Genomic DNA, 22961 nt, shown 5'->3' with positions numbered 1-22961 from the left:
GTTTTCCGTATTGGCGGTTCAGGATTTTACTGCTTCAAGGATCGAAGACATGCCCCAGGCAACCGGACTGCAGTTCACGGCCACCCTTGGCCAACTCCCCAAAGACCTGTTCGTGGTCGCCCGTTTCGAGCTGACCGAGCACCTTTCCAGGTTGTGCCATTGCAAGCTGGAACTGGCCAGTACCTCGCCCGATATTGCCCCCGAAGACGTGCTGGAACAGCCCGTGGAACTGGTGATGTGGCAGGATAGCGTTCCGCTGCGGCGCTTTACCGGCGTGATCAACGAATTTGTCCGGGGTGATTCCGGCCACCGCCGCACCCGTTACGACGTCATCGTCCAGCCACCCCTGTGGCGCCTCGACCTGATGCACAACAGCCGCATCTTCCAGACCCAGGCCACCGACGCCATCGTGCGCACCCTGCTGGAAGAGCGGGGCCTTATAGATTCCGTGTTTGATTTGAAACGTACCCCCGAAGAACGGGAATACTGCGTCCAGCACCGGGAAAGCGACCTGGCCTTTGTCGAACGGCTGGCCGCCGAAGAAGGCTGGCACTACCGCTACTATCACGGTGATGTGGAGGGCAACGACCAACCTGCCCTCATCATCGCCGACCACCACGGCGACGCCCCCAGGCTCGAGCCGGTGGCATACAACGCCAAGGCTGGCGGCAGCACCCGCCAGAGTACCGTCTTCCAGTTCCGCTACCGGGAACGGGTCAGAGCCGCCTCCGTGGCCATGAAGGACTACACCTTCAAGAACCCCGCCTATGCATTGATGCACGAACACCAGGCCGACAAACTCGACGGCCAGCGGGAAGACTATCAGCACTACGATTACCCCGGCCGCTTCAAAGCGGATGCCAGCGGCCAGCCCTTTACCGAAAGCCGTCTCGATGCCCTCAGGAACGACGCCGCCATCGCCGATGGCCAGAGCAATCGCCCCGACTTCACCGTAGGTGCCAAAGTCGAACTCACCGACCACGACAACCCACGCCTGAACCGGGAATGGCTGTTCACCAGCATCACCCATACCGGAGAACAACCCCAGGCCCTGGAAGAGGATGGCAACAACGGCGCCACCACCTACCACAACGCCTTCAACGCCATCCCTGCGGACCGCACCTGGCGGCCCCAGGTCGAACACCGCCCGTTGATGGACGGCCCCCAGGTTGCCATTGTCACCGGCCCCAAAGGCGAAGAGATCCACTGCGACGAACACGGACGCGTCAAAGTGCGATTCCCCTGGGATCGCTACTCAAAGAATGACGAACACAGCAGCGCCTGGCTCAGAGTCAGCCAGGGCTGGGCCGGTGGCCAGTATGGTTTCATGGCGTTACCGAGAATTGGCAACGAAGTCATCGTCAGCTTCCTGGACGGCGACCCGGACCAGCCGATCATTACCGGAAGAACCTACCACGCCACCAACACGCCGCCGTACGCGCTGCCGGAGCACAAGACCAGAACCACTCTCAAGACCCAGACCCACAAGGGTGAGGGCAGCAACGAACTGCGGTTCGAGGACGAAGCGGACAAGGAACAGATCTACGTCCACGCCCAGAAAGACCTGGACCTGCTGACGGAAAACAACCGCACCGAAGTCATCAAAAATGACAGCCACCTGACCGTGGACAACCACCGAAAGGCTCACATCAAGGGCAATGACCACGCCACCGTGGACGGTGAGAAACGGGAACAAACCGGCAAGGACCACAGCTTTAACGTCACCGGCACCCTGCACCTGAAAGCCGGCACCGCCTGGCTCAGCGACTCCGGTACCGAACTGCACATCAAGGCGGGCCAGAAAGCCGTTATCGAAGCGGGTGCGGAAATCACCCTCAAGGCCGGCGGTAGCTTTGTGAAGATTGATCCCAGTGGCGTTGCCATGGGTGGTGCCGCCATCAAGCTGAATGCCGGTGGATCACCGGGCAAGGGCAGTGGGCAGAAGGTGCAGGTGCCGGAAATGCCGGGGTTGGTGGAGAAGAATGGTGGGGCTGTTGCGGCTGAAGAACTGCCGGAGACACCCCAAAGACCGATGGCCAAGCCCGACCAGATACGCGCCATCAAAAATGCCGCGAACCAGGGTAAGGGTATCTGCCAGGTTTGCTCGCCAGAATCGCAAGGGGCGGTCTGATGGGTAAGCTGGCTGAATTTCCCGATAAGGGCAGAACGTTCATTCTTGTCGATGGTGCAAAAGTGAATGATTTGTCCCAGATTATTTATCGTGAACTAGAAACACCTCATTGCGATGCGCTCTACAGGGAAACTGAGCTTGCTGACCTTTTGGAAATTTCACCATGGCTGGTTGAAACGGGAATAGACAGCTCTCTGGCGCTTAGATGTTTCGAAGAGTGGAAGTCTCAGGGTGTAGCGATCGCAATGCAGTCTGACTGCAATTTTGAAGGGGTCATGGACCATTTGCGTGGATTGCTTATGGCTAGGTTGGTGACGGGGGATGACGTTGTTTTCCGATTCTATGATCCTGAAATCGCGCGGCATCTGTTGAAGCTGGATTCATCAGGTGAAGATGTGAGGCGATTGATGGGGCCTTGTAGCCTGTTTGCCATTCAGGATCGTCGCACGGGTGAGTGGGAGTTCTTTCACAATGACCAACCCAATAGTGAGCAACAGGCTGAGATGTTCAGCATTCGTGAGGAACACCAGGTTGCGATGGAGAGAGCAGCGGAAGAGACGGCCCTCAGGAAGCTCGAGCTTCACGTTGCAAACTACTTTCCCCATTTGCTTCAGAAAACGAATGCAGATGGGCAGGATTGGGGGGCAGTCTCTGCGCTAGTCGACGGAGCAAAAGCGCGGGGATTGTACAGTACCCGCGATATCGCCCTGTATATCAACACAATTGGCTGGCTTGGGCACCATGCATTCGAAGGCAGTGAAGTACAGACTCTGTGGAAAGAGAATTCCGCAGTACCAGGCAAAGCCATAGCGCGAATTGCAGAATTCGCCGAGAAAAAGTCTACGGAGGGACTGGTCCATGGGTAGTGCTAACAGCTCAGCGTTTTTACAGGGTGCTGATGACATCGACTCAGCGGCACAGATGTGCCCTCTCAAGCTCAAAACCGTTGCATTGTATCCGGTGCGCTGGGCGATCAGTCAGGAAGAGGTTACTTTGCCCCCCAACTTCCGCCCACCTTCCGTGGCGCTTGGAACCACTCATTACTGTGTTCGAAAACTGACACCCGGTTGGGTCTACATGTTCTCCGAAGTTTTCGGAACGCTACATGAGTACCGGGTCAATGAGCAGGGTCTGATAACCGAAGTACAGCCCGGTGTGAACTCTGTACTGCTTCCAGATGTCGATGCTGAACGTGCTTTGCCCGCTATACATCACTCGGCTGAAGGAAAGGTGCTCCTGAAATTCGTGCAGCATCGATGGACTGTGCGTTTGCAGGAACTTGTACGAACAGATGCACAGGTCCGTGACGAGCATATGCAGTCGTTCGACTTGAGCGGGCTTCCGGAAAATCGTGAAGGCGTAAATATCGGTGAAACAGAAGCTATAAATGGAGTGGTTGAAGATTTTCGGCCAGAGCCAATGGATTTCGAGTGGAGCCTGACGGATTTCGCACAAGGAATCAGAGAGTCGGATTTGCAGGGGCAGTGCAAGAAAGAAACCGAGTTCTCATACTGCGTTGCCCTTGAAGATGAAATCGGTATCGCCTCCGAGCTGGGCCAATTGCACGCCCTCCATGTAAATCTGATTATGAATTACGCGGAGGAGAACGCCTACCCCTACACCACCTCCCAGATGGTGGATGCGCTCATCGCCCGTGAGGCCAGCAAAAAGGAAACGCCTGAAGACCAACAGGAAGTCACCGAGGAACTGAAAGAACGAATTCGTTCAGGGGAAAAAGACGCATTCGTTGAAAGCTACCACAAACAGCTTGAAGAGTATGACCAGGCCCGGGCATCGGTATTCGACGACTGGAAGCGGTGGATTGACTCCGTCCAGTTGGCTAGGAAACTGGAGTTCAACGACTGTTACTGCGCGGAAGGGTTCGAGGCGGTTGAGCAGGAACTGGCGGATATACTGGATGGCTATGTCGGTGCAGAAAAGGGCAAGGAAGACGCCGAGCGGTGGTTGGAAGCAGACGAAGGCGAAGTCGGCACTGTCGGTAACATGCTCAGTACCGTGCTGTTCCTGGCATCTGCCACCAACGGTATTGCCCAGAAACTGAAAGACCTTCCCGGTTTTGATTATGGTCGCCTGAAGATCGTCGACAGTATCTTCGACATGCCGGCGCATGTGCGAGTGAGCACTGCCACTGATGTTCTGATGCTGGAATTTGCCGCCCCCGCCGCAAAGATGGGAACCTGGGCGAAAGACCCTCAGACTTGGCCGCAGTGGAAAAAATGGACCAAGGCCGTCCAGAAACGCTATGGCATAGATGTTCATCGACAGGGAATCACCCTGAATACCGCGACGGACCTGCTCACGGCGGTCCACCGCAAATCACTGGAAGCTGCTGGCCATAACCTGTCTGAACTGACAATGACGCCACTGGCCGCCGGCATGGCGGATGCCAGGATCAGGAATTACCTGCGTGGCACCATGATCGACGTGTTCCACCTGACCCCGGATTTCAAGGACAATCCCTTTGGCTGGCTTCATACCCGGCTGGACCCGGTGGTTGAAAGCATTAAACAGAACCGGGGTAAGTTTATCGGCGCCGTAACCTTCTTTCACGCGATTAACGTAGTAAGCCTGTTTTCCGGACTGGACAAAACCCAGCAGGACGTGATTTTGGGCGACCGATCCGTCATTGATCGGTGGGGGTATTTTTTATCTGGCCTTTGGAGCATCGGCGAAGGCGTGGTCAACCTCAGCGGGTTGTTGGTCAGAGAAGAGTTCGTCAGGGCTCAGAGGGCGAACCTGTCAGTAGCTGGGGCCAGGGTATCGGTGGCTCTTAGCGGTGCAAAAGCTGTTCGAATATTGTCTAAAGGTACAAAGGTCATCGCGAGAGCGACTGTTAAGTACCTTCCCTATGTGGGTGTTTTACTCACAATAGGTTTGGAAGGGCAGAGGGGCTACAGGGCTTTGAACACGGGCCATTCCACGATGGCGGCCCTGTCCGGGGTTCAGATCGGACTGAGCATCGGTATAACTTATTTGGCTTCTCTGGCAGTGGCGGGTGCGGTTACCGGGGCAGGTGTGGCCGTTGTGCTCGTAGTGGGAGGGGTTCTGATTGCGGTGTCTTTTGTTATCAGCGTGGTACAGCTATACATCGCCCGGTCCCGGATCGAGGATTTTCTGTCACTGTCCTTCTGGGGCAATGCTCCTACGTTGCGTTACTGGGATGAACAGTCCAGGCCGTCGAGCGCGGAACTGCTAGAGGAAAGCCGAGCGGTTATTTCTCAGGATGAAGGCGTCGATGTCAGGCGTTATTTTGAAGCGGAACTGGATGCGTTTTATTACATGCTGTTTTCTCCCATTGTTAGGGTGACCGAGCATATCGGTCGACATTGGGATATAAACCGGGGTGAGCATCAGGTCATGTCGGAAATGACCTCCTTTGTGGTGTATTTTCCTGGTTATAGTGCGGGGACCTGCACGTATTCCATCAAGCTGTTCGAGGTGAACACGAACTGGTTCGGAGACAGTGAACCGAGGGAAATTACCCGCCTGTTTGACAGCATGAAGCGGCTAGGCGGCCCTCCGGAGGGTTTGCTGTATCGGTTTGACCACTACAACCACAACAAATGTGACCAGCTTGAAATGCTGATTGAGTATGAGAAGGACGGCCGCAAAGTCACGGGTGAAAACGGGCTCCGTATTATCCTGAATGGAAACGATGTAGAGGAACTGGGTGTCGATGAAAGACTCGCCTTTGAAGTGTGATTTTCCGGAAACGGACCTGGAACAAGAGCTGGAAAAAAAGCTATACCGCACTCATGGTGGTCGGCTTGCCAGCCCACCGGCCCGGAAAGTGGTGGGGGTGTCCGATTCCTCGGAGGACATGGAGTATGGTGTCGCCTACTTCAGCGAAAGGTTCATGGACATCCGGTCGGCCTTCTTGATCTTTAGGCGGTTCCAATTGTCTGTCATAAATCTGTTCATGGCAGTCGTGCTGGTGTTGGGCTGGATTGTTAGCCTGTTCTATTCGAAGGCACTGCTGGCGGTATTGGTCGCTTTCGGGCCCGTTTGGGTAGCCATCTACCTATTTGAGATCTTCTTTCCGCTTACATTACCGATCCGGATCGACCGGAAGGAGGGCTTTGTGTACGTAGGGCACCGGGGCACCTTCTACCGGATCCCTTGGGACGAGCTTGAAGTAGCCTTTTCCTACAACTGGCAGTATCTGGGCTCCGGTGTTGTGTGGGAGCGGCAGTACTACGCCCACCTGTTCATGCGTGAAAAGCATTACTTTTGCGGAAAGCCCCCCAAGATGCCTCTGCAGCGCAAAAAGATATCTTCCGGGTTTAAGGAAGAGGATATGTATCGGAAATGGAACTTTATTGTCAGATACTACAACGAAGGGGTCGTTGAAGAGGACGCTGATAATCTTGTTATGGCGAATTACGACTCATATCGCAAGGATATACCCTCTAAGTCAATGGCAGCACGTGTCGTCGACACGTTATTGCTAATAACTTTTATGCCCACAATGTATTGGTGGGCGTTTTCACCCTTCAAGTACAAATGGCCGAAAGAGATTGAAGCAATATTTGGGAAGATTAACTACTACTGATTCTCCGCTATTTGCATTGGCTGATTCTGGCTTATATAGGTTTCAACTACGACGATCAGCTCGACAGCCATCTTTCTTGTAAAGCGTAACTATAGTCCCGTATACGGAGATTAAAAAATGAAGAAAGGACTCCTACTCCTCCTCTGCCTCCTAATTACCCCCATCACCCAGGCCGGTACCTACCGCTGGGTCGATGAAAACGGCCAGACCCACTTCGGGGACCGACCGCCGGTGAATGCAGCCTCTGATGAAGTAGAGCTAAAAGCCCCCGCACCGTCTTCGGATGCCGATGCCCGCGCGCGCAAGGAGCGGATGAATGAATTCCTCGAGCAAACCGAGCAGGAGCGGGCTGAGCGCAATGAAGCGAAAGCCAAGCAGGAGGCGAAAGCGGCAAAGCATGAGGCTCTTTGTGAGTCCTTACGGGCACGGTTGAAGCATCTTAAGAGCGTTTCACGTATGTACCGGCTGAACAAGGAGGGCGAGCGGGTGTTTGTCGACGATGAGGAGAATGAGCGTATCCGCCAGGAGTTTCGTGCGAAGGTACAGAGTGAATGCGGCGCCTGATTCCGTTTTGGTTTGCTTTCGCCCTCTTTACCGCGTTCAACGCCTATGCAGAACCACCGGAACTGGCGCTGGCCGGTGTCTACGACGAAGGCGTTGCCCTCGATGATTATTGGGTAAGCGAGAAACTGGACGGTGTACGGGCCTATTGGGACGGTGAGCGGTTCTGGTCCCGGGGTGGCAACGAGTATCGGGCGCCTGACTGGTTTACTGAGGGCTTTCCCGATGTGCCCATGGACGGCGAACTCTGGATGGGGCGAGGCCGGTTTGCGGAGCTGTCCGGCGCGGTGCGCCGGCTGGAACCGGTCGATCCCAGTTGGCGCCAGATCCGGTTTATGGTGTTTGACCTTCCGGCGCTCGATCAGCCCTTTGCTGAACGTGTTGCGGCTATGGAAGCGTTGGTGCAGCCATCACCGTCGCCATTCCTGGCCATGGTCGTGCAACGTAAGGCCACGGATCATGAGCGTTTGATGTCGGCGCTGGACAAGGTGGTGTCCGAGGGCGGCGAGGGTTTGATGCTGCGTCGCGGCGGCAGCCTTCATTCAACTGGCCGTTCAGATGATCTGTTGAAGGTGAAGCGTTACGATGATGCCGAGGCGGTCGTGGTAGCGCATCTTGCCGGCAGCGGAAAATACGAAGGCATGCTTGGATCAATTCTAGTAAGGCGGAATGATGGCCGCCAGTTCCACATTGGTACCGGATTCAGTGATGAGCAACGGGAAGATCCGCCGCCGGTTGGGGCTACCATTACCTATAAATATTACGGCTTCACGTCGACAGGCCTTCCCAGATTTGCCAGTTTTCTGCGGATTCGCAATGACGAACCCGAGGCGCCGTGATCCTGGGGCGCTCAATTACGAGGTCTTCATCTACCGCCCCATACCTTGTGCTACAGTGGTTTTAACCGTGGTCGTTCTATATCTTTCCATGGTTGCTGAATGCCAGCTCTGTCAGGGCAACCCTGATGCCGGTAGTCAGTGGACAATGTGAATCGTTACCGAAAGCCGAAATAGCAGTACGACATACTGATAAGGAGGCAACAAATGGAAGCGAAATCCAGTCAGAACGAGTACGAGCAGGTCAGGCAAGATTTGCAGCAACTTCGCGAAGATCTCTCCAAGCTCACCAAAGCCGTTGCTGATGGGCAAAAGAGCAATATCAGCAGCCTTCGTGATGAAATTCGCCGGGAAAGCCGTGAGGCCTTTGATCAGGTCCGGCAACGCGGTGATGAGGCCTTCAACCGTGCCCGGGATGCGAGCAGTAAAGCGGTGCACGATGTTGAGCACAAAATCGAGGAGCGGCCGTTCCTGAGTGTTGTGCTCATGTTCCTCGCAGGCTTGTTGGTTGGCCGGTTGCTGGACCGCTGATCATGCCCGATTCCGCCTGGTTACAGGGCGTCTTGCGCAAGGCAGTCGCGGCCATCATAGGTTTTATGCTGGCCTTTGTGTTGCTGGTCGCCCTGTTGATTACCGGTTTTTACATGCTCGTCAATGCCGCCATGCTGGCTTTATCGCCCGTGATGGGGGAGGCCGGCGCCATGGCGGTGACGGGCATGTCCTGCCTGTTGTTGCTGGCGTTGTTTTTCTATCGAATGACTCGTCCGGCTACGTCCAAGAAAACCGCCAGTGCCGCCGGTGAGGGTGATGACCAGTCTTCCACGTCACCAATCGATGCCATCAGAGACCTTGTCCGCAACAATCCACTGGAAGCGGTGTTTGCGGCATTTACTCTTGGTGTGGTGGAGCAGGGTGATCCTCGCCTGAAGTCACTGCTGTTGCAGGGCGGCATGGTCCTGATGAAGGAAGCTGAGGCCGAGCAGGCCCGAGACAAAGACAAAACGGACTCACGGGAAAGTGGCACGGACGCGCCAGTCACATGATCGTCACCTGAGCGTAACCCCCCGCGCCGACAATAGCCGTGCAGTACCATTCATTGCACAGGGAGCTTGTTATGAAGTTACGCACGTTACTGGTTATGGCATTACTGATGTCTCTATTCTCTGCCGCCCATGCGGCACCGGATTGGCATGGCAAGGAGGATCGTTGGACTCCGCCAGGCCTTGAAAAATGGCACGACAAGTGGCCGGATCTGAAGGACAGACATCACCGGGGTAAACGCGAGGTCCATCTGGGGCCGCGCCCGTTCTGGCTGGTGGAAGACATGGATGAGGGGCGCCTGAAAGACCGGCTCCAGTCCTGCCGCGCCGACAAAATCCGTCCTACGGATTTCTCCATCGGCCATCGGGGTGCGCCGTTGCAGTTCCCGGAACACACGCTTGAATCCTATGTTGCGGCCGCCCAGATGGGGGCTGGCATCCTGGAGTGCGATGTTGCCTTTACCAAGGATCGGGAGCTGGTTTGCCGTCACGCACAGAATGATCTCCATACCACCACCAACATCGTGACGATTCCGGAACTGAACGCCAAGTGTACGCAGCCGTTTGTCCCGGCGGACCCGGCAAGTGGCACTGAGGCGCAGGCAGAATGCCGCACCAGCGATATCACGCTGGAGGAGTTCAAGTCACTGGAAGGCAAGATGGACGCCTTCAACCCCATGGCAACCACGCCGGAGGAGTACCTGGAAGGCACGGCAGACTGGCGCACGGAGCTTTACAGCAGTCGCGGCACCCTGTTGACCCATAAAGAGAGCATCGAACTCTTTAAACGACTGGGTGTGAAGTTCACGCCGGAACTGAAAACGCCGGTGGTTGAGATGCCCTATGAGGGCGACTACAGCCAGGAAGATTACGCCCGCCAGATGATTCAGGATTACGTTGAAGCCGGCGTGAACCCGAGGGATGTCTGGCCGCAGTCGTTCCTGCTGGATGATGTACTGTTCTGGGTCAATGAAACGCCGCGGTTTGGACGACAGGCTGTGTTTCTGGATCAGGAGCCGCTGACACCGGAGAATTCCTCCCTGGCGTGGATGGAAAGCCTGTCTGCGCAAGGCGTGAATATCCTGGCCCCCGCATTGTGGAAAATGTTGACCCTGGATGGCCACCAGCAGATCGTGCCGTCGGACTACGCTGAAAACGCCAAGGCAGCGGGGCTGGATATGATCGCCTGGACGGTCGAGCGTAGTGGTCCGTTGGCCAATGGCGGGGGTTGGTATCACCAGACCATCACCGACGCCATCAATAACGACGGCGACGTGTTCAATGTGATTGACGTGCTGGCCCGGGAGGTTGGGGTGATTGGTATCTTCTCGGACTGGCCGGCCACCACCACTTTCTACGCCAACTGCATGGGGCTTGCCGGCCGGGGCCATTGAAGGTCAGTTGCCTCGACGCCGTAAACTGGTGAAAATTCAGCCAATCGTTAATGCCGTTATCGGAGTAGACTGGTGATAACTCATCAAACGGTAGCGGTTGTGCATGGATACAGACACCAGTCCGGTGTGGCAAAGACACGCCTCGGCCATCCTCAGCGGGTTCCTTGGGGACTGGCTTGAGGCGCGAAACAACCCTTTGGCGGTGCCCATGGAGTTCTTCCACGGGCGCTCGCCCATTGACTTGTCGGCACCCGCAGTGGAGTCGCCCGGTTCGACACTGTGCCTGTCCATACATGGTTTGATGGAACTGGAGACGGTTTGGGACCTTCCGGGGCAAGCTGAGTCTCACTACGGGTCCCTACTGGCTGACGAAGGACGCTCCATCACACCGCTTACCCTTCGCTACAACACCGGCCGACCGATTTATCGCAATGGCGAAGACCTTGCCGAGCTTCTGGAAACCCTGATCCGCCGTTGGCCGGTGCCAGTTGAGCGAATTATTCTGATGGGCCACAGTATGGGCGGGTTGCTGATTCGCAGTGCCTGCCATCATGGTCAGTATCTAGCTCACCGCTGGGTTGAGAAACTCACCGACTGTGTCTACATCGGTTCGCCACACGATGGTTCCTGGCTGGCAAAAGGCGCGAAGGCCACAGCCGACCTGATGAACCGGGCACCACGGGATTACCTGCGCGTGGTGGGTGAGGTGATCGATCTGCGCAGTGAGGGTATTCGCAATCTGTCCCGCGGGGAGGTTGTTCATGGGAATGAGGGCGAACCTCCTCTGCTACCCGGAACCCGGCATTACGTTGTCTGTGGCCTGCTGGCGCGATCCCGTCAACATCCGATCAACGCCCTGTTTGGAGATGCGCTGGTGCATGAATCCAGTGCTCGTGGCCATGAGCGGAGGGGCTGGACACTCAGTGGTGTCGCCAGCTTCCCCGGCGTTGACCATATCCGTCTGGCCCATCACCCGGATGTGGCCAGCCAACTGAAGGAGTGGCTGTTATGAGCGAACATAATCGCAATTGGTGGGCTGGCGTTGCCGATATAACAGCCAGTGGCCTCAATCACGGCGCTCTCAAAGTGGAGCGTATTCATCTGTCGATTGCGGATGAAACCTTCAATATTCTGCAACGGGTGCCGATTGCCCGGCCCTGGAGTGAGGCTGTTCGCTCCATCCACCACGGCATTTCCCGTCTCTCCTATCGCAGCGTTTCGCTGGCGGCTGCCAGTCTTGAAGCATCCGTGAAATACATCAATGCGCCGAAAAATTGCAAAGCTGACATTAACTAACATGAAAATGAGGTGAACAGACCGTATTGTGCATTTAACCCACATCCCGCCAATTTGTAGGTAGCCTGAGTTCAGGTAATCGGTATGACGCTTTACCGGTTAATCCAACAGGAAATCAATCATTTCCGAACTCAGAAGGATGGATGCGATATGAGCTATAAATCCGGTTTTGCCTATGTAACGGTTCTGGCCTCGGCCATGCTGGCCGCCCCGGTTGTATCAGCCCAGGACAACACCGATCGCGACAGCTCCGGTGTATATCTGAGCGGCAGTTATGGTGGCTACAAAGCCCATGGTGGCGAGTTTGATGATGAAAACGATCTGTTCGGCGTGGGGCTGGGCTACCAGTTCAACCAGTTCTTCGCCCTGGAAGCCGAGTACATTGATTTCGGCAACTTTGGCGACGATGACGTCGATGGCAAGTTGAAGGGTACTTCCCTTGGCCTGATCGGGCGGCTGCCTTTGACAGATACCTTTGGTGTTTATGCTAAGGCTGGCGCATTTGCTTCGTCGTTCGATGTAGACGCGTTTGACGAAAGTGAGACCTACGATGAGGTCAATCCATTTGTCGGTGCCGGTGTTGATTTCCGGGTCACCGAACAGTTGACGGCGTTTGCGGAATACAACCGCTACAACGTTGATATCGACGAAGACGACTTCAATGGCCAGGTCACCAATGACGGGCCGGACTTCGATACCGGTCGTGTTGGTATGCGTTTCCAGTTCTAACGTAAGTACCTGAAAAACCCGGGGCGGTTCTGGCCCCGGGCTTTTTATCAGCTTCTCTGCAATACCTACCGTATTACTGAACGTTTTCCAGCTCGCCAAACCGCTCTGCGAACAGCGCTGACGACAGGTAGCGCTCGGCGGAATCCGGCAGAACCACCACGATATTCTTGCCCTTGAATTCCGGCAGCTTTCCGATTCTGACCGCAGCCACAACCGCTGCACCACAGGATATACCACAGAGGATGCCTTCCTCCTGCATCAACCGGTGCGCCATGTCCATGGCGTCCTGATTGCTGACTTTTTCCACCCGGTCCACCAGGTCCATGTCCAGGTTGCCCGGAATGAAGCCGGCGCCAATGCCCTGGATCTTGTGGGGTGCTGGTGTTTGGTCCTGACCGCCGCGGGCCTGAGTGATGATTGGCGAGTCTTCCGGCTCCACGGCAACGGTGGTGATGGCCTTGCCTTTGGTATTGCGGATGTAACGGGTTACGCCGGTCAGGGTGCCGCCGGTACCAACCCCGGAAACGAAGATGTCGATGGCACCGTCGGTATCGTTCCAGATTTCGGGCCCGGTGGTGTCCTCGTGGATGCGGGGGTTGGCCGGGTTCTCGAACTGCTGTGGCATGAAGCAGTTGTCCGGGTCTTCAGCAACGATCTCTTCGGCCTTGGCGATGGCGCCTTTCATGCCCTTCGCCGGCTCCGTAAGCACCAGTTCCGCCCCCATGGCCTTCAGTACTTTGCGGCGCTCCAGGCTCATGGATGACGGCATGGTCAGTTTCAGCTTGTAGCCTCTCGCAGCAGCGACGAAAGCCAGCGCGATGCCAGTGTTACCGCTGGTGGGCTCGACGATCGTCATGCCGGGTTTGAGAGCGCCACGCTTTTCCGCATCCCAGATCATGGCGGAACCGATCCGGCACTTCACGGAATAGGCCGGGTTGCGCCCTTCAATCTTGGCCCAGATGGTGGCCCCTTCGTTGACCCGATTAAGCTTGACCAGCGGGGTATTGCCGATCGACAGCGAGTTGTCTTCGTAGATCTTAGCCATGGTGTCGTCTCCTTTGCGTTTTCCCTGTCGCAAAAGGATAGCATCAGCTAGCCCCGTCTGGCTGCCTGATCTTCAGTGGTCAGAGCTTCCAGGCGGTTGCGGCCGTTTTGCTTGGCGAGATACAGCGCCTTGTCTGCCAGCCGAAGGAATTCTGCCGGCACCGTGTCCTTGCCGGGTGTGCCAGTGGCCAGGCCGATGCTTACAGTAAAGCGGATCTGTTCGTCGTCGCAGCAGGTGGTTAGCCCCGCCAGACCCTCGCGGAATGCTTCCAGCCGCGAAACCAGCTCATCACGGTCGCTGAAGCTGGTGAACATCACAAACTCCTCACCGCCGAACCGGGTAAGGCGGTCTGTGTCACGCCGAAAGTGAGAGCGCATGGTATCTGCCAGCGCCACCAGACAACGGTCGCCCGCGTCGTGGCCGTAGGTGTCGTTGATTTCCTTGAAATGGTCCGCGTCCACCATCGCCACGGCAAAGCCGGCTCCGTGTCGTTGACACCAATGGAAGCTCTTGCTGAACTCACGGTCGAAATAGCTGCGATTGCCGATCTGAGTCAGGTCGTCTGTTACGCTGAGATGCGCAAGGCGGTCATTGGCCGCAGCGAGTTCATGATTCAGGCGCCCGAGTTTGCGGTTCCAATAGAACAGCAACCCCAAGAGCACCACGGCACCCATGATGAGCTGGAATACCAGGGTGTAGTCGACGGTCTGTTCCAGTTTGAGTCCTGCCCATTGTTGTTCAATGGTTTTAAGCTCCGCTTCCGTCAGGCTGGACACCAATTTTTGCATGATGTTGAAGAGTTCGGGCTGGTCATTCCGGGTGGCGACTCCCAGGGTCCAGTCTGCGGGAATCCGCCCGAGCACTTTCAGGTCTGCCAAACCCAGCTCCTGCATGTTGTAGCTGGCGGTGGACAGAGTGCCAAGGTACCCCGCCAGCTTCCGTTCCTGAACCATGCGCAGTCCGGTTTTTTCGCTGGGCACTTCCACCAGATTGAGGCCGGGATTGGTTGTCTTCAGCAGTTCCAGAAAAGCGTAGTCCTTAACCACGCCGACCGGTCGGTCCCCCATGTCGTCCAGTGTATTGATGTAGGGGGCTTCCACACGTCCCAGAAGCACGCTGGGAATCTGGATATAGGGTTTTGTGAAATTCAGGTATTCAAGCCGCTCCGGTGTTTCCATGGCCATGGAAAGCATGTCGCAGTGTCGGTTTTTGACTGCCTCTATGGACTCGGACCAGCTGTCTACGGGAAGAGGGGTGAATGTGATGTTGGAACGATTCGCAAACAGGGCGAAGATGTCGGCGGAAATACCGAGGTGTTTATCGTTTTCGCTGAGGCCCTCCAGTGGCAGCCAGTCAGGGTCTACGCAGATGGTCAGTTGTCGGTTGCGGTCGGCCAGCCAGGCCTGTTCGGCATCGGAGAACGTTAACGGGCCGGTGGCCGGTGTCCGGTTACGACGGGCGGAAGCGCCAAGCCAGCGATTCTCGATAGTGCGCATTTCCGTTGGGCTGATGGCCTCCAATGCGGCGTCCATTATAGAGGCGAGCGGCTCAAGAGCGGGACGCACGCCAAAGCGCAGGTCTTCTCCCGGCATGCCATCAAGGGTCATTTCGCCGGCAATATTCACTCCGGCAATGCGAAGCTCCCTCACCCAGTAGTTTCCGTTTGGCAGGGCTGCCAAGGCAACATCGACGGAGCCCTCAGCCAGAGCCCGGAACATGGCCTGCTGGGAGGTGAAAGCGAACACATTGTCGCCCAATGCCTCACGAAGGGGTCCCTCGTAGTAAATACCTGAACCAATAGCGACCTTCAGTCCCTGCAAGTCTGCTGGTGAGCTGAATGCCAGATTCTTATCCAGAGTGAAGGCGACGTTGGGAATGGTATGGTAGGGCCGGGTGAACCGTATGAACGCTTCGCGTTCGTCGGTTTTCGAGATATTGGCCATGATATCAATGTCACGGTCCATAAACCGGGGGTACAGTTCCGACCATTGCCCGGGCACCGGTACGATTTGCAGGCCGGTCAGATCCGATATCCGGTTCAGCACGTCAACGGACAGTCCTTGCAACGCGTCTGCGTCGTGAAAGCTGAAGGGCGCATAGTCACTCATAAAGCCCACCCGTACCGGGCCGACCTCACTGATGTAGTGCTGATGGGCATCACTCAGGGTAAAACCCGACGATTCAGCAATGCTGGTCCCGCCGTATTCCTGCCACCGCTTGAACAGTTCCTCAATGCGCTTATCGGGAATGGCAGCCAGGCCGCTGCTGACCACGTCAAACAACTCATCGTTTGATTTCAGAACGCCAAGTCGAAAGTCTTCTTTCGACCATTCTCCCAACGGTGCGGGGCCAGCAATCTCCAAAAACCGGAAGCCGGCCTCGTTAGCGTAGTAGTTCAGGGTCAGTTCAGGACCGATGATGCCGTCCACCCAGCCAAAGGCCAGTGCCCGGACCAGGCCGGGAATGGAATCGTAGGTGACGAGCGACAAGCCCGCCGTTTCAAGTGCATCGCGGAAATAGGCGTCACGCACAACGCCAATACGGTAGTCATTGAGGGATCCCGGGGAATCAATGTCTTTGAGCGGGTTGGCTGGGTCATGCATCAGATGCATCTGGCGAATGTGGTACGGCTCGGTAAACTGTATGGTTCTGGCGCGGCCGTCGTTGTATGAAATTCCTTCGATAACGTCGATGTCGCCGCGCTGGAATGCACCGAACACTTCGGGCCAACTGCCTGCCCGAAACTCAATGTCCAATCCTGACTGGCTAGCCACCTCCCGGACTATATCGATAGAGAAGCCGGAGGCTGTGCGGCCCGCCATGGACGTGTAAGGTTTGTTGTCGGCCACAATGCCAACGGAGATGGGTTCTTTTACAGAGGGCCAGGCAGGCATCGATAGGAAGGTGAGCGCCAGTACACCGAAAATGCTAGCAAGCAGTGTGATCAGAGATGGCCTTTGCCAGGCAATTACAGCGCTCATCGGGTGATTCACAATTCTGTGGTGATTAACTGTGAGTGTAGTCGTTGGCGGGTTATTTGCCCAATGACGAGGTGATTCGTGGCCTGCGATTGCTGGTGCGTGATGGTAGGATGTCGCCACCTCAGTACGTTATGGGAACGACCATGGGCCTTTTGTTTGAACAGATCGACAGCCAACCCTCATCGTTGGGAGAAATCACGCTACGCCGCCGTCGCATTCCGGCGCTGGGTGACCGGGATATCTACGAGGTGAAGCTGGGTGAAGAGTTTCTCATGTCCAGCATGTTTGTGGACGCGGAAGTAGCCCTGGCGGACCTGGGCCTGAACGCCGTCGAGGGCGAACAGCTGAAGGTGGTGGTCGGCGGCCTGGGGCTGGGCTACACCGCGGAAGCGGCCCTCAAACATGAGCGCGTGAGCGAGCTGCTGGTTGTGGATGCCCTCGACACCGTCATCCACTGGCATCAGCAGGAAAAGGTTCCGTTGGGTAAAGTGTTGAATGCCGACCCACGTTGTCGCTATGTGTTGGGCAGTTTCTTCGATCTGGCGGTATCGGAATCCGGTTTCGATACCGAAACCCCGGGCAGGGTGTTTGACGCCATCCTGCTGGACATTGACCATTCCCCCAGGGCCCTCCTGAATGAGTCCAATGCCAGCTTCTACAATGCTGAAAGCTTAGGCGGAATGGCGGCCCATCTGCGCCCTGGCGGCGTTTTCGCCATGTGGTCCAACGACCCGCCGGACGAGCCGTTCATGGACGTGTTGCGAACTCTGTTCACGGATGTGGATGCGAAGGTGGTGTCGTTCTACAACCCGTTCCAGAATCGGGAGTCCACCAACACGGTGTTCCTGGCCAGAAAGCCTCTCAGTTAACGGAACGGCCGGTGTAACTCGAAAAATCCGGCCTTTGCGGTTGGTGCTGGTCATCCGTCATATAGGCGGATGTCAGGATGAACTCTGCGGTGGCCCGGTTGCAGGCGACGGGAATGTTCCACAATGCAGCAATGCGTAGCAGGGCCTTGATGTCCGGGTCGTGTGGCTGGGGTTCCAGCGGGTCCCAGAAGAACACCAGCAGGTCAATTTCCCCTTCCGCGATCTTGGCGCCAATTTGCTGGTCGCCTCCGAGCGGGCCACTGAGCAGGCAATGGATGTCGTCCCGGCCCAGGTTTTCCTTGAGCAACCGGCCAGTGGTGCCGGAGGCGTAGAGTCGGAGGGAGGCAAAGCGTGTCTGGTTGTCGGCGACCCAGTCCACCAGTTCTCTCTTTTTGTTGTCGTGGGCGACCAGAGCGACGGATTTAACGGCCATTTGCGGTAAAGTCTCCTTTGTGGGGTGTGTCCGGTATAGGGCTCCAGTGTTTCATATTCGTGATAAACGCGGAACAGGAATTAGGTGTTATGTCGACAGATCACGCCATCAACTGGGCAGAGACGCCCGCCGCCGTGTGGCGCCGCCACCGTCAGGGTCTGAGGGCCATTCGGCGGCTCGACCCGGTGGGTTGGGCCGACCTGACCGGCATCGAGCGACAGCAGGCTGCCCTGGCCCGTAACACCGAGCGCTTCCTGGCCGGTGAACCCTCAAACAATACGCTGCTCTGGGGAGCCCGGGGCACCGGCAAATCATCGCTGATCAAGGCGCTGCTTAACCGGTATCGGGAGCAGGGGCTACGGATGATCGAGGTGGACAAGGACGATCTGGTGAACCTGCCGGAGATCGTCGACGACATCGCTGAATTGCCTTGGCGGTTCGTGATCTTCTGCGATGATCTATCGTTTGAAGTAGGTGAGTCGGGTTACAAGGCGTTGAAAAGTGTGCTGGAAGGCTCGCTCGAGCTGCCGCCCGAAAACGTCAGGGTGTACGCCACCTCCAACCGCCGGCACCTGATGCCGGAATTCATGGACGATAACCTGAAAAGCGAGATGCGCGGCGGCGAACTCCATCCGGCGGAGGCCATCGAGGAGCAGGTATCCCTGGCGGACCGGTTTGGGCTGCAGTTGTCGTTCTATGGTTTTCCCCAGGATGTATACCTGCAGGCCATTGATGCCCTGTTTCCCCAGGTGAGTGATCGCGAGGCGTTGCATTTTGAGGCCATTCGCTTTGCCACCAGCCGGGGTGCCCGTAACGGCCGCACGGCGCAGCAGTTCTACCGCCAGTTTGCCGGCGACCCGGATGCCTTTGGCCAGTAGGCAACTGGTTACTGCCGCCGCGCCAGCCTGATGAACCGGTGGTGAATCATCCGCACGCCGATGAACACCAGGCCCAGCACAACCGGTATGGCAATGCCCAGAACCAGCGAGGTGTTGACGTCGAATCCGGCGTCATCGGCGGACTCCAGCGCCAGCTTCAGCAGTGCCAGCAGGTAGTAGCTGATGACCACCACGGAAAACCCTTCCACTGTGTGCTGCATCATCAACTGGATTTTTGAGCGCCGGTCCATGGAGCTCAACAACTGTTGGTTCTGGCTCTGGATGGCCAGCTCCACCCGTGTACGCACCATGTCCGAGGCCCGGTCCACTCTGCGCGACAGGTCCTCCAGGCGTTCCTTCACCGATTCGCAGGTTTCCACCGCCGGTGTCAGCCGCCGGGTCATGAACTCGGTGATGGTGAGGTGTCCCGACAGCTCATCTTCCCGCAGCTCTTCCAGGCGGGTCAGCACCAGCTGGTGATAGGCCCGTGTCGCCGAGAAGCGAAAGGTGGCATGGGCGCGGAAGGCTTCGATGCGGGCCGCAATGTTGGTCAGATCCGCCAATACCTCACGTTCGTCGATGTCCTGGTTGTCCGCCAGGGACTGGGTTATCACCGCCAGTTGCTGGTCCATGTCGTTCAGCGAGGGTGTCATCTCCCGTGCCAGTGGCAGCGACAGCAATGACATCAGGCGATAGGTTTCGATTTCCATCAGGCGTTGGGTCAGCCGGCCGAGCTGGCTGTCGGACATGTCCCGGTTGAGAACCATGAAGCGCCCAAACCCATCACTATGGAGCCTGAAGGTGCCCCACACCCGGGCCTTCCCTTCCCAGGGGCTGCTGCCCACCAGTCGTTCTCCCTCGAACCAGTGGCGGATTTGCGCCAGGTCGGTTTCCGGGCCGTTTGAGGCTTGCTGCAGGTCAATATGGAAGGCGGCCACAACGGTGCCGGTGAGCTTCTCGAGCCATCCCTTGGGCAGCGACGAGATGCCGGTATCCTGGAAGGGCTGATGGTCGTCCCCAATACCCAGATTAATAAACGTGTAGGAGGCAAACTCCATGTGCATTTCACGCCGGATACGCAGGGAGCCAAAGGTGGCCTCGTAGCAGCTGACGTCCTCCCGCGGCTCGGGTTGCCCCAGCATGATATGCAGGTCCTGCCAGTGGCGGAACTGGTCGGCCCGCTGCTCCGGGGTGGTTATCAGGGCGATGTGGGTAACCTGTGCCGGGCATGGCAGCACGTGGAACGGGCGGGAATGGAGCTCGTTGTAGAGCTCTGCCCGAAGAGGGTGCAGATCCAGCTGTGTGAGCGGCGGGTTCAAGGCTTGGTCCTTTGACGACGATTGAGGGGCCTACAACGGAACAATAAAGGCTCGCGGGTCGTTCCGAAAGACGACTTGTGGCTTACGACTCTGGTCGCGGGCGGGACGGCAAAAGCACTGTAAAACGCACGCCACCGGTATCATCGCTGGCCATCACCTGGCCGTTGTGGTGCTCGGCAATCAACCTGACGATCAACAGGCCCTGGCCCAGGTGTCCTTCCTGATGGCCGGTTCGCACGGACACGAAGGGGCTGAAAATGTCACTGGCGAGGTTCTCCGGCAGAGCGGAACCTTCATTGAACACGCTCAGTTCCAGTTGTCGGGCGTTCTGCGTCAGCCGTATTTCAATGTTTCCCTGCTCTGGTGTGAAATCCCGGGCATTGTCCACCAGTTTGTCCAGAAGCTGCACCAGCAATTCCGGGGAACCGTGGCATAGACAACCGTTGGCCGGTCCGATGTAGTGAATACGGTGGTCGGGGTCCAGTTCCTGATAGGCGAGGGTGGTCTGGGAGGCGACTTCGGCCAGGTCAAAGGTTTCCTTTTCGGCGTGGTCAAAGCTTTGCTCCAGCCGGGCTGCCTCGCTCATCCCTTGTAGTATCTGGCTGAGACGATCCGTGGCGGAGCGGGCTCGTTCGATGTAACTGGCCTGATCATCCGGGTCTGTGGTTTGCCCCAGATTCTCCAGGGAAGAACGTACCACCGCCACGGGGGTTTTCAGTTCGTGGGACAGGCGCCGGGAGAAGCTCTCCAGATAGTCCGTGTAGCCCTGAAGGCGGTCCACCATTTGGCTGAATTGCCGTGACAGGTCGCCCAGTTCGTCCTTCGCTTTTGCGGGTGGCAGGGTGCCCAATACGCGGCCGTCGTCGTCAATGCTGGCGCTGACCGCTCGCTGCAGCCGGGTAATGCGCCAGGACAGCCAACTGGCGTAACCCAGCAGAACCAGCATCAGGCCGATGATCAATAACACGCTGCGGGAAATGACCGAGCCAAGGGTGCTGCCGGACAGCGCCAGCAATTGGTCCAGTGATTCTTCCAGTACCAGCGTCCGGCCATCGCCCAATGATTGTTTCACCAGCATGTAGGTGTCGCCTTCCCGGTGACGAACCAGCCCCTGTGATGGCAGTTCCCCAGCGTCCATGCGATGGGTTTCCGCATTCAGTGGTGAAGGCTCGGGCTGGTAGAAGCTCACCAGTGCCCGCAGGCCGTTCAGGCTGATGCGTTCCAGGATCTGCAGTGGGCTGAGGCTGTCGAATTCAGCCTCGTCGGTTTCGGAGTCGCGTGTCTGACGAGCGATCACCCAGCCGTCCGGCTCCAGGACCCAGGTGCCCTGGCCCGGAGCAATCATGGCCGCAAGTCGGTTTTCGAGTTGTGGCATTCGGGTGACGATGTGCGCCGAGGTGGGACCGGCAGAGACACGTCCATCACCGGTGGCTACCGGCTTTTCCGTAGGCCATGTCACCTGAAAACCAAGGCGGGACGAGGGTGCCGGACGCGGCATTCTCAATTCAGCCTGGTAGCCGTTGCTGACCGCCTGCCAGTGGCCGCTGATGCGATAGTCGGTTGCCCCTTCGCGCTCCGGGTCAATCGCATTGATGGCCCCTGGCGCCTGTGTTCGGATCAGGCGCCGCGTCGTGTGCTTATCGCCGATAACCTGGAGTTGGATCTGGTCATGGGGTTGGCGGGGTTTGCCGGGGTTGAAGAAGTCAGCGGTTCTGCCGCTGACACGAATCAGGAGGTAGAGATGGGTTTGATCGACGGCTGCCTGCCAGGATAACTCGGGTCCGTCTTTGTCGATGGCTTGTTGTGTGCCTTGCCACTGCTGTCGGGATTCTTCCTCATCATATCCGGGCCAGTCGTCGCCGTAGCCATCCAGATTCGGGCTGCGGGACAGGAGGTCGGCGTAGATAACGTTGGTACCCGCAGCAACCGTTGGGGTCTCGGCAAGTTGTTCCGCTGCAAAACCGGCCGTGCGTCCGGCCTGGCTCTGCAATTGACGAGCGGCCTGGTCACGCAGGGCCTGGTCCAGCTCCAGCACGAACTGCAGGCCCGCCCAGGGAATCAGCAGCATCAGCAGGCTGGCAATGAAGAGTTGGCGCTTAAGGGTCAAAACTCAGGCCTCATGGGCGTTCCAGCGGTAACCCATGCCGTAGGCGGTGTGAATGCCATCGAAGGCGTCGTCGATCTGCAGGAACTTTCGGCGTATACGTTTGATGTGTGAGGTCACCGTATTGTCGTCCAGTACCGTGCTGGCGGCTTCCATCAGTTGGTCGCGGCTGCGAACGTGGCCCGGGTGCTGAACCAGGGAATGCAGCATCCAGAATTCGGTGACGGTCAGGTCGATGGGCTGGTCATTCCATTCTGCCGTCATGCGGTCCACGTTTAATGCCAGGCGGCCACGGTGCACCACTTCATCCGGTTGCTTCAGGGCCTCGGCCCAGGCATCTGCCCTGCGCAGCAGAGCGGTAACCCGGGCCAGCAGGTGGTCCATGCTCATATCCTTGGTGACATAGTCATCGGCACCCAGTCGCAGGCCGTGAACGGAATCGATGTCGCTGTCGCGGGCGGTCAGGAAGATGATTGGCAGGGTTTTGGACAGGCTGCGCAGGTCCTGACACAGCGTAAAGCCGCCTTCGGGTTCATCGCCCAGTCCCACGTCGATGATGGCCAGGTCCGGCAGGGCGGTGCGCAATACCTGGAAGGCACTGTTGCGGTCACCATAGGCAGACACCCGGTATCCCCGGCGCTCGAACGCGTCACGGTAGTTTTCCCGGATGGCGGGTTCATCTTCAATCAGCACGATGTGTCGCTTCATAGCCTGCAACCATTCCCCTGTTTGTACGGGTTCCTATTTAACCATGGCCTGTGGCCAGAACAAG

20 protein-coding genes are annotated in these 22961 nt (G+C 57.3%); 14 read left to right on the top strand and 6 right to left on the bottom strand.

Annotated elements, in window-relative coordinates:
* Positions 1 to 49: 49 nt before the first annotated feature.
* From ACTRWH_RS02295 to ACTRWH_RS02240, 12 genes are all read left to right on the top strand, one after another.
* A complete protein-coding gene (locus tag ACTRWH_RS02295) occupies positions 50 to 2131 on the top strand; it encodes a type VI secretion system tip protein TssI/VgrG (RefSeq protein ID WP_462825825.1) in 2082 nt (693 codons plus the stop codon).
* On the top strand, positions 2131 to 2997 hold the full coding sequence (locus tag ACTRWH_RS02290; protein ID WP_379865950.1) for a DUF4123 domain-containing protein: 867 nt from the start codon (positions 2131 to 2133) through the stop codon (positions 2995 to 2997). Before ACTRWH_RS02295 ends, ACTRWH_RS02290 begins: the two co-directional genes overlap by 1 nt.
* The gene (locus ACTRWH_RS02285; RefSeq protein ID WP_462825824.1) at positions 2990 to 5854 is read left to right on the top strand and encodes a toxin VasX; all 2865 of its coding nucleotides are present in this window, start codon (positions 2990 to 2992) and stop codon (positions 5852 to 5854) included. Before ACTRWH_RS02290 ends, ACTRWH_RS02285 begins: the two co-directional genes overlap by 8 nt.
* On the top strand, positions 5829 to 6704 hold the full coding sequence (locus ACTRWH_RS02280) for a hypothetical protein (RefSeq protein WP_085678578.1): 876 nt from the start codon (positions 5829 to 5831) through the stop codon (positions 6702 to 6704). Before ACTRWH_RS02285 ends, ACTRWH_RS02280 begins: the two co-directional genes overlap by 26 nt.
* A 117-nt stretch (positions 6705 to 6821) precedes the next feature.
* The gene (locus ACTRWH_RS02275; protein WP_075195612.1) at positions 6822 to 7268 is read left to right on the top strand and encodes a DUF4124 domain-containing protein; all 447 of its coding nucleotides are present in this window, start codon (positions 6822 to 6824) and stop codon (positions 7266 to 7268) included.
* Positions 7256 to 8104: a DNA ligase gene (locus ACTRWH_RS02270; protein ID WP_462825823.1), complete on the top strand. Its 849-nt coding sequence runs from the start codon at positions 7256 to 7258 to the stop codon at positions 8102 to 8104. The genes ACTRWH_RS02275 and ACTRWH_RS02270 overlap by 13 nt, the downstream gene beginning before the upstream one ends.
* Positions 8105 to 8308: 204 nt before the next feature.
* Positions 8309 to 8632, top strand: coding sequence for an ElaB/YgaM/YqjD family protein (locus tag ACTRWH_RS02265; protein WP_036211199.1), 324 nt, complete (start codon positions 8309 to 8311; stop codon positions 8630 to 8632).
* A gap of 2 nt (positions 8633 to 8634) precedes the next feature.
* Positions 8635 to 9144, top strand: a complete 510-nt coding sequence (locus tag ACTRWH_RS02260; protein ID WP_041335468.1) for a hypothetical protein — start codon at positions 8635 to 8637, stop codon at positions 9142 to 9144.
* Positions 9145 to 9215: 71 nt separating this feature from the next.
* A complete protein-coding gene (locus tag ACTRWH_RS02255; protein WP_041335470.1) occupies positions 9216 to 10535 on the top strand; it encodes a glycerophosphodiester phosphodiesterase family protein in 1320 nt (439 codons plus the stop codon).
* Between the two features lie 103 nt (positions 10536 to 10638).
* The gene (locus ACTRWH_RS02250) at positions 10639 to 11547 is read left to right on the top strand and encodes an esterase/lipase family protein (RefSeq protein ID WP_075195616.1); all 909 of its coding nucleotides are present in this window, start codon (positions 10639 to 10641) and stop codon (positions 11545 to 11547) included.
* Positions 11544 to 11831, top strand: coding sequence for a hypothetical protein (locus tag ACTRWH_RS02245; RefSeq protein WP_051947076.1), 288 nt, complete (start codon positions 11544 to 11546; stop codon positions 11829 to 11831). Before ACTRWH_RS02250 ends, ACTRWH_RS02245 begins: the two co-directional genes overlap by 4 nt.
* A gap of 150 nt (positions 11832 to 11981) precedes the next feature.
* The gene (locus ACTRWH_RS02240) at positions 11982 to 12560 is read left to right on the top strand and encodes a porin family protein (protein WP_036211188.1); all 579 of its coding nucleotides are present in this window, start codon (positions 11982 to 11984) and stop codon (positions 12558 to 12560) included.
* Positions 12561 to 12633: 73 nt separating this feature from the next.
* Here ACTRWH_RS02240 and cysK read toward each other — a convergent pair whose 3' ends face one another.
* Together cysK and ACTRWH_RS02230 are read right to left on the bottom strand one after the other, a co-directional pair.
* The gene (gene cysK / locus ACTRWH_RS02235) at positions 12634 to 13605 is read right to left on the bottom strand and encodes a cysteine synthase A (RefSeq protein WP_075195618.1); all 972 of its coding nucleotides are present in this window, start codon (positions 13603 to 13605) and stop codon (positions 12634 to 12636) included.
* Between the two features lie 47 nt (positions 13606 to 13652).
* Positions 13653 to 16586 carry a transporter substrate-binding domain-containing diguanylate cyclase gene (locus tag ACTRWH_RS02230; RefSeq protein WP_083637207.1) on the bottom strand — a complete coding sequence of 978 codons (2934 nt, stop codon included), beginning with the start codon at positions 16584 to 16586 and terminating at the stop codon, positions 13653 to 13655.
* A gap of 56 nt (positions 16587 to 16642) precedes the next feature.
* Here ACTRWH_RS02230 and ACTRWH_RS02225 point away from each other — a divergent pair, with 56 nt between their 5' ends.
* The gene (locus tag ACTRWH_RS02225; protein ID WP_227517844.1) at positions 16643 to 17455 is read left to right on the top strand and encodes a polyamine aminopropyltransferase; all 813 of its coding nucleotides are present in this window, start codon (positions 16643 to 16645) and stop codon (positions 17453 to 17455) included.
* Here ACTRWH_RS02225 and ACTRWH_RS02220 read toward each other — a convergent pair.
* Entirely contained in the window at positions 17448 to 17888 is a 441-nt protein-coding gene (locus tag ACTRWH_RS02220; protein WP_007154894.1) for a methylglyoxal synthase, read from the bottom strand. The genes ACTRWH_RS02225 and ACTRWH_RS02220 overlap by 8 nt on opposite strands.
* A gap of 89 nt (positions 17889 to 17977) precedes the next feature.
* On the opposite strand from ACTRWH_RS02220, the gene ACTRWH_RS02215 reads away from it, so the two are divergent.
* Positions 17978 to 18766: a DUF815 domain-containing protein gene (locus ACTRWH_RS02215; protein WP_462825822.1), complete on the top strand. Its 789-nt coding sequence runs from the start codon at positions 17978 to 17980 to the stop codon at positions 18764 to 18766.
* A gap of 8 nt (positions 18767 to 18774) precedes the next feature.
* Here the strand turns inward: ACTRWH_RS02215 and ACTRWH_RS02210 are convergent, their stop codons facing one another.
* The 3 genes from ACTRWH_RS02210 to pdsR form a co-directional block, all read right to left on the bottom strand.
* Positions 18775 to 20085, bottom strand: coding sequence for a DUF3422 family protein (locus ACTRWH_RS02210; protein ID WP_036211175.1), 1311 nt, complete (start codon positions 20083 to 20085; stop codon positions 18775 to 18777).
* 82 nt (positions 20086 to 20167) lie between these two features.
* Entirely contained in the window at positions 20168 to 22192 is a 2025-nt protein-coding gene (locus tag ACTRWH_RS02205; protein WP_228210012.1) for an ATP-binding protein, read from the bottom strand.
* A gap of 3 nt (positions 22193 to 22195) precedes the next feature.
* Positions 22196 to 22897 carry a proteobacterial dedicated sortase system response regulator gene (gene pdsR / locus ACTRWH_RS02200; protein WP_036211169.1) on the bottom strand — a complete coding sequence of 234 codons (702 nt, stop codon included), beginning with the start codon at positions 22895 to 22897 and terminating at the stop codon, positions 22196 to 22198.
* Positions 22898 to 22961: the final 64 nt, after the last annotated feature.

It is taken from the genome of Marinobacter sp. G5_S1_61_S3, from assembly GCF_054968585.1.
Note: the sequence above shows the minus strand (reverse complement) of the source record. Positions and strands in the feature narration are given on the sequence as shown.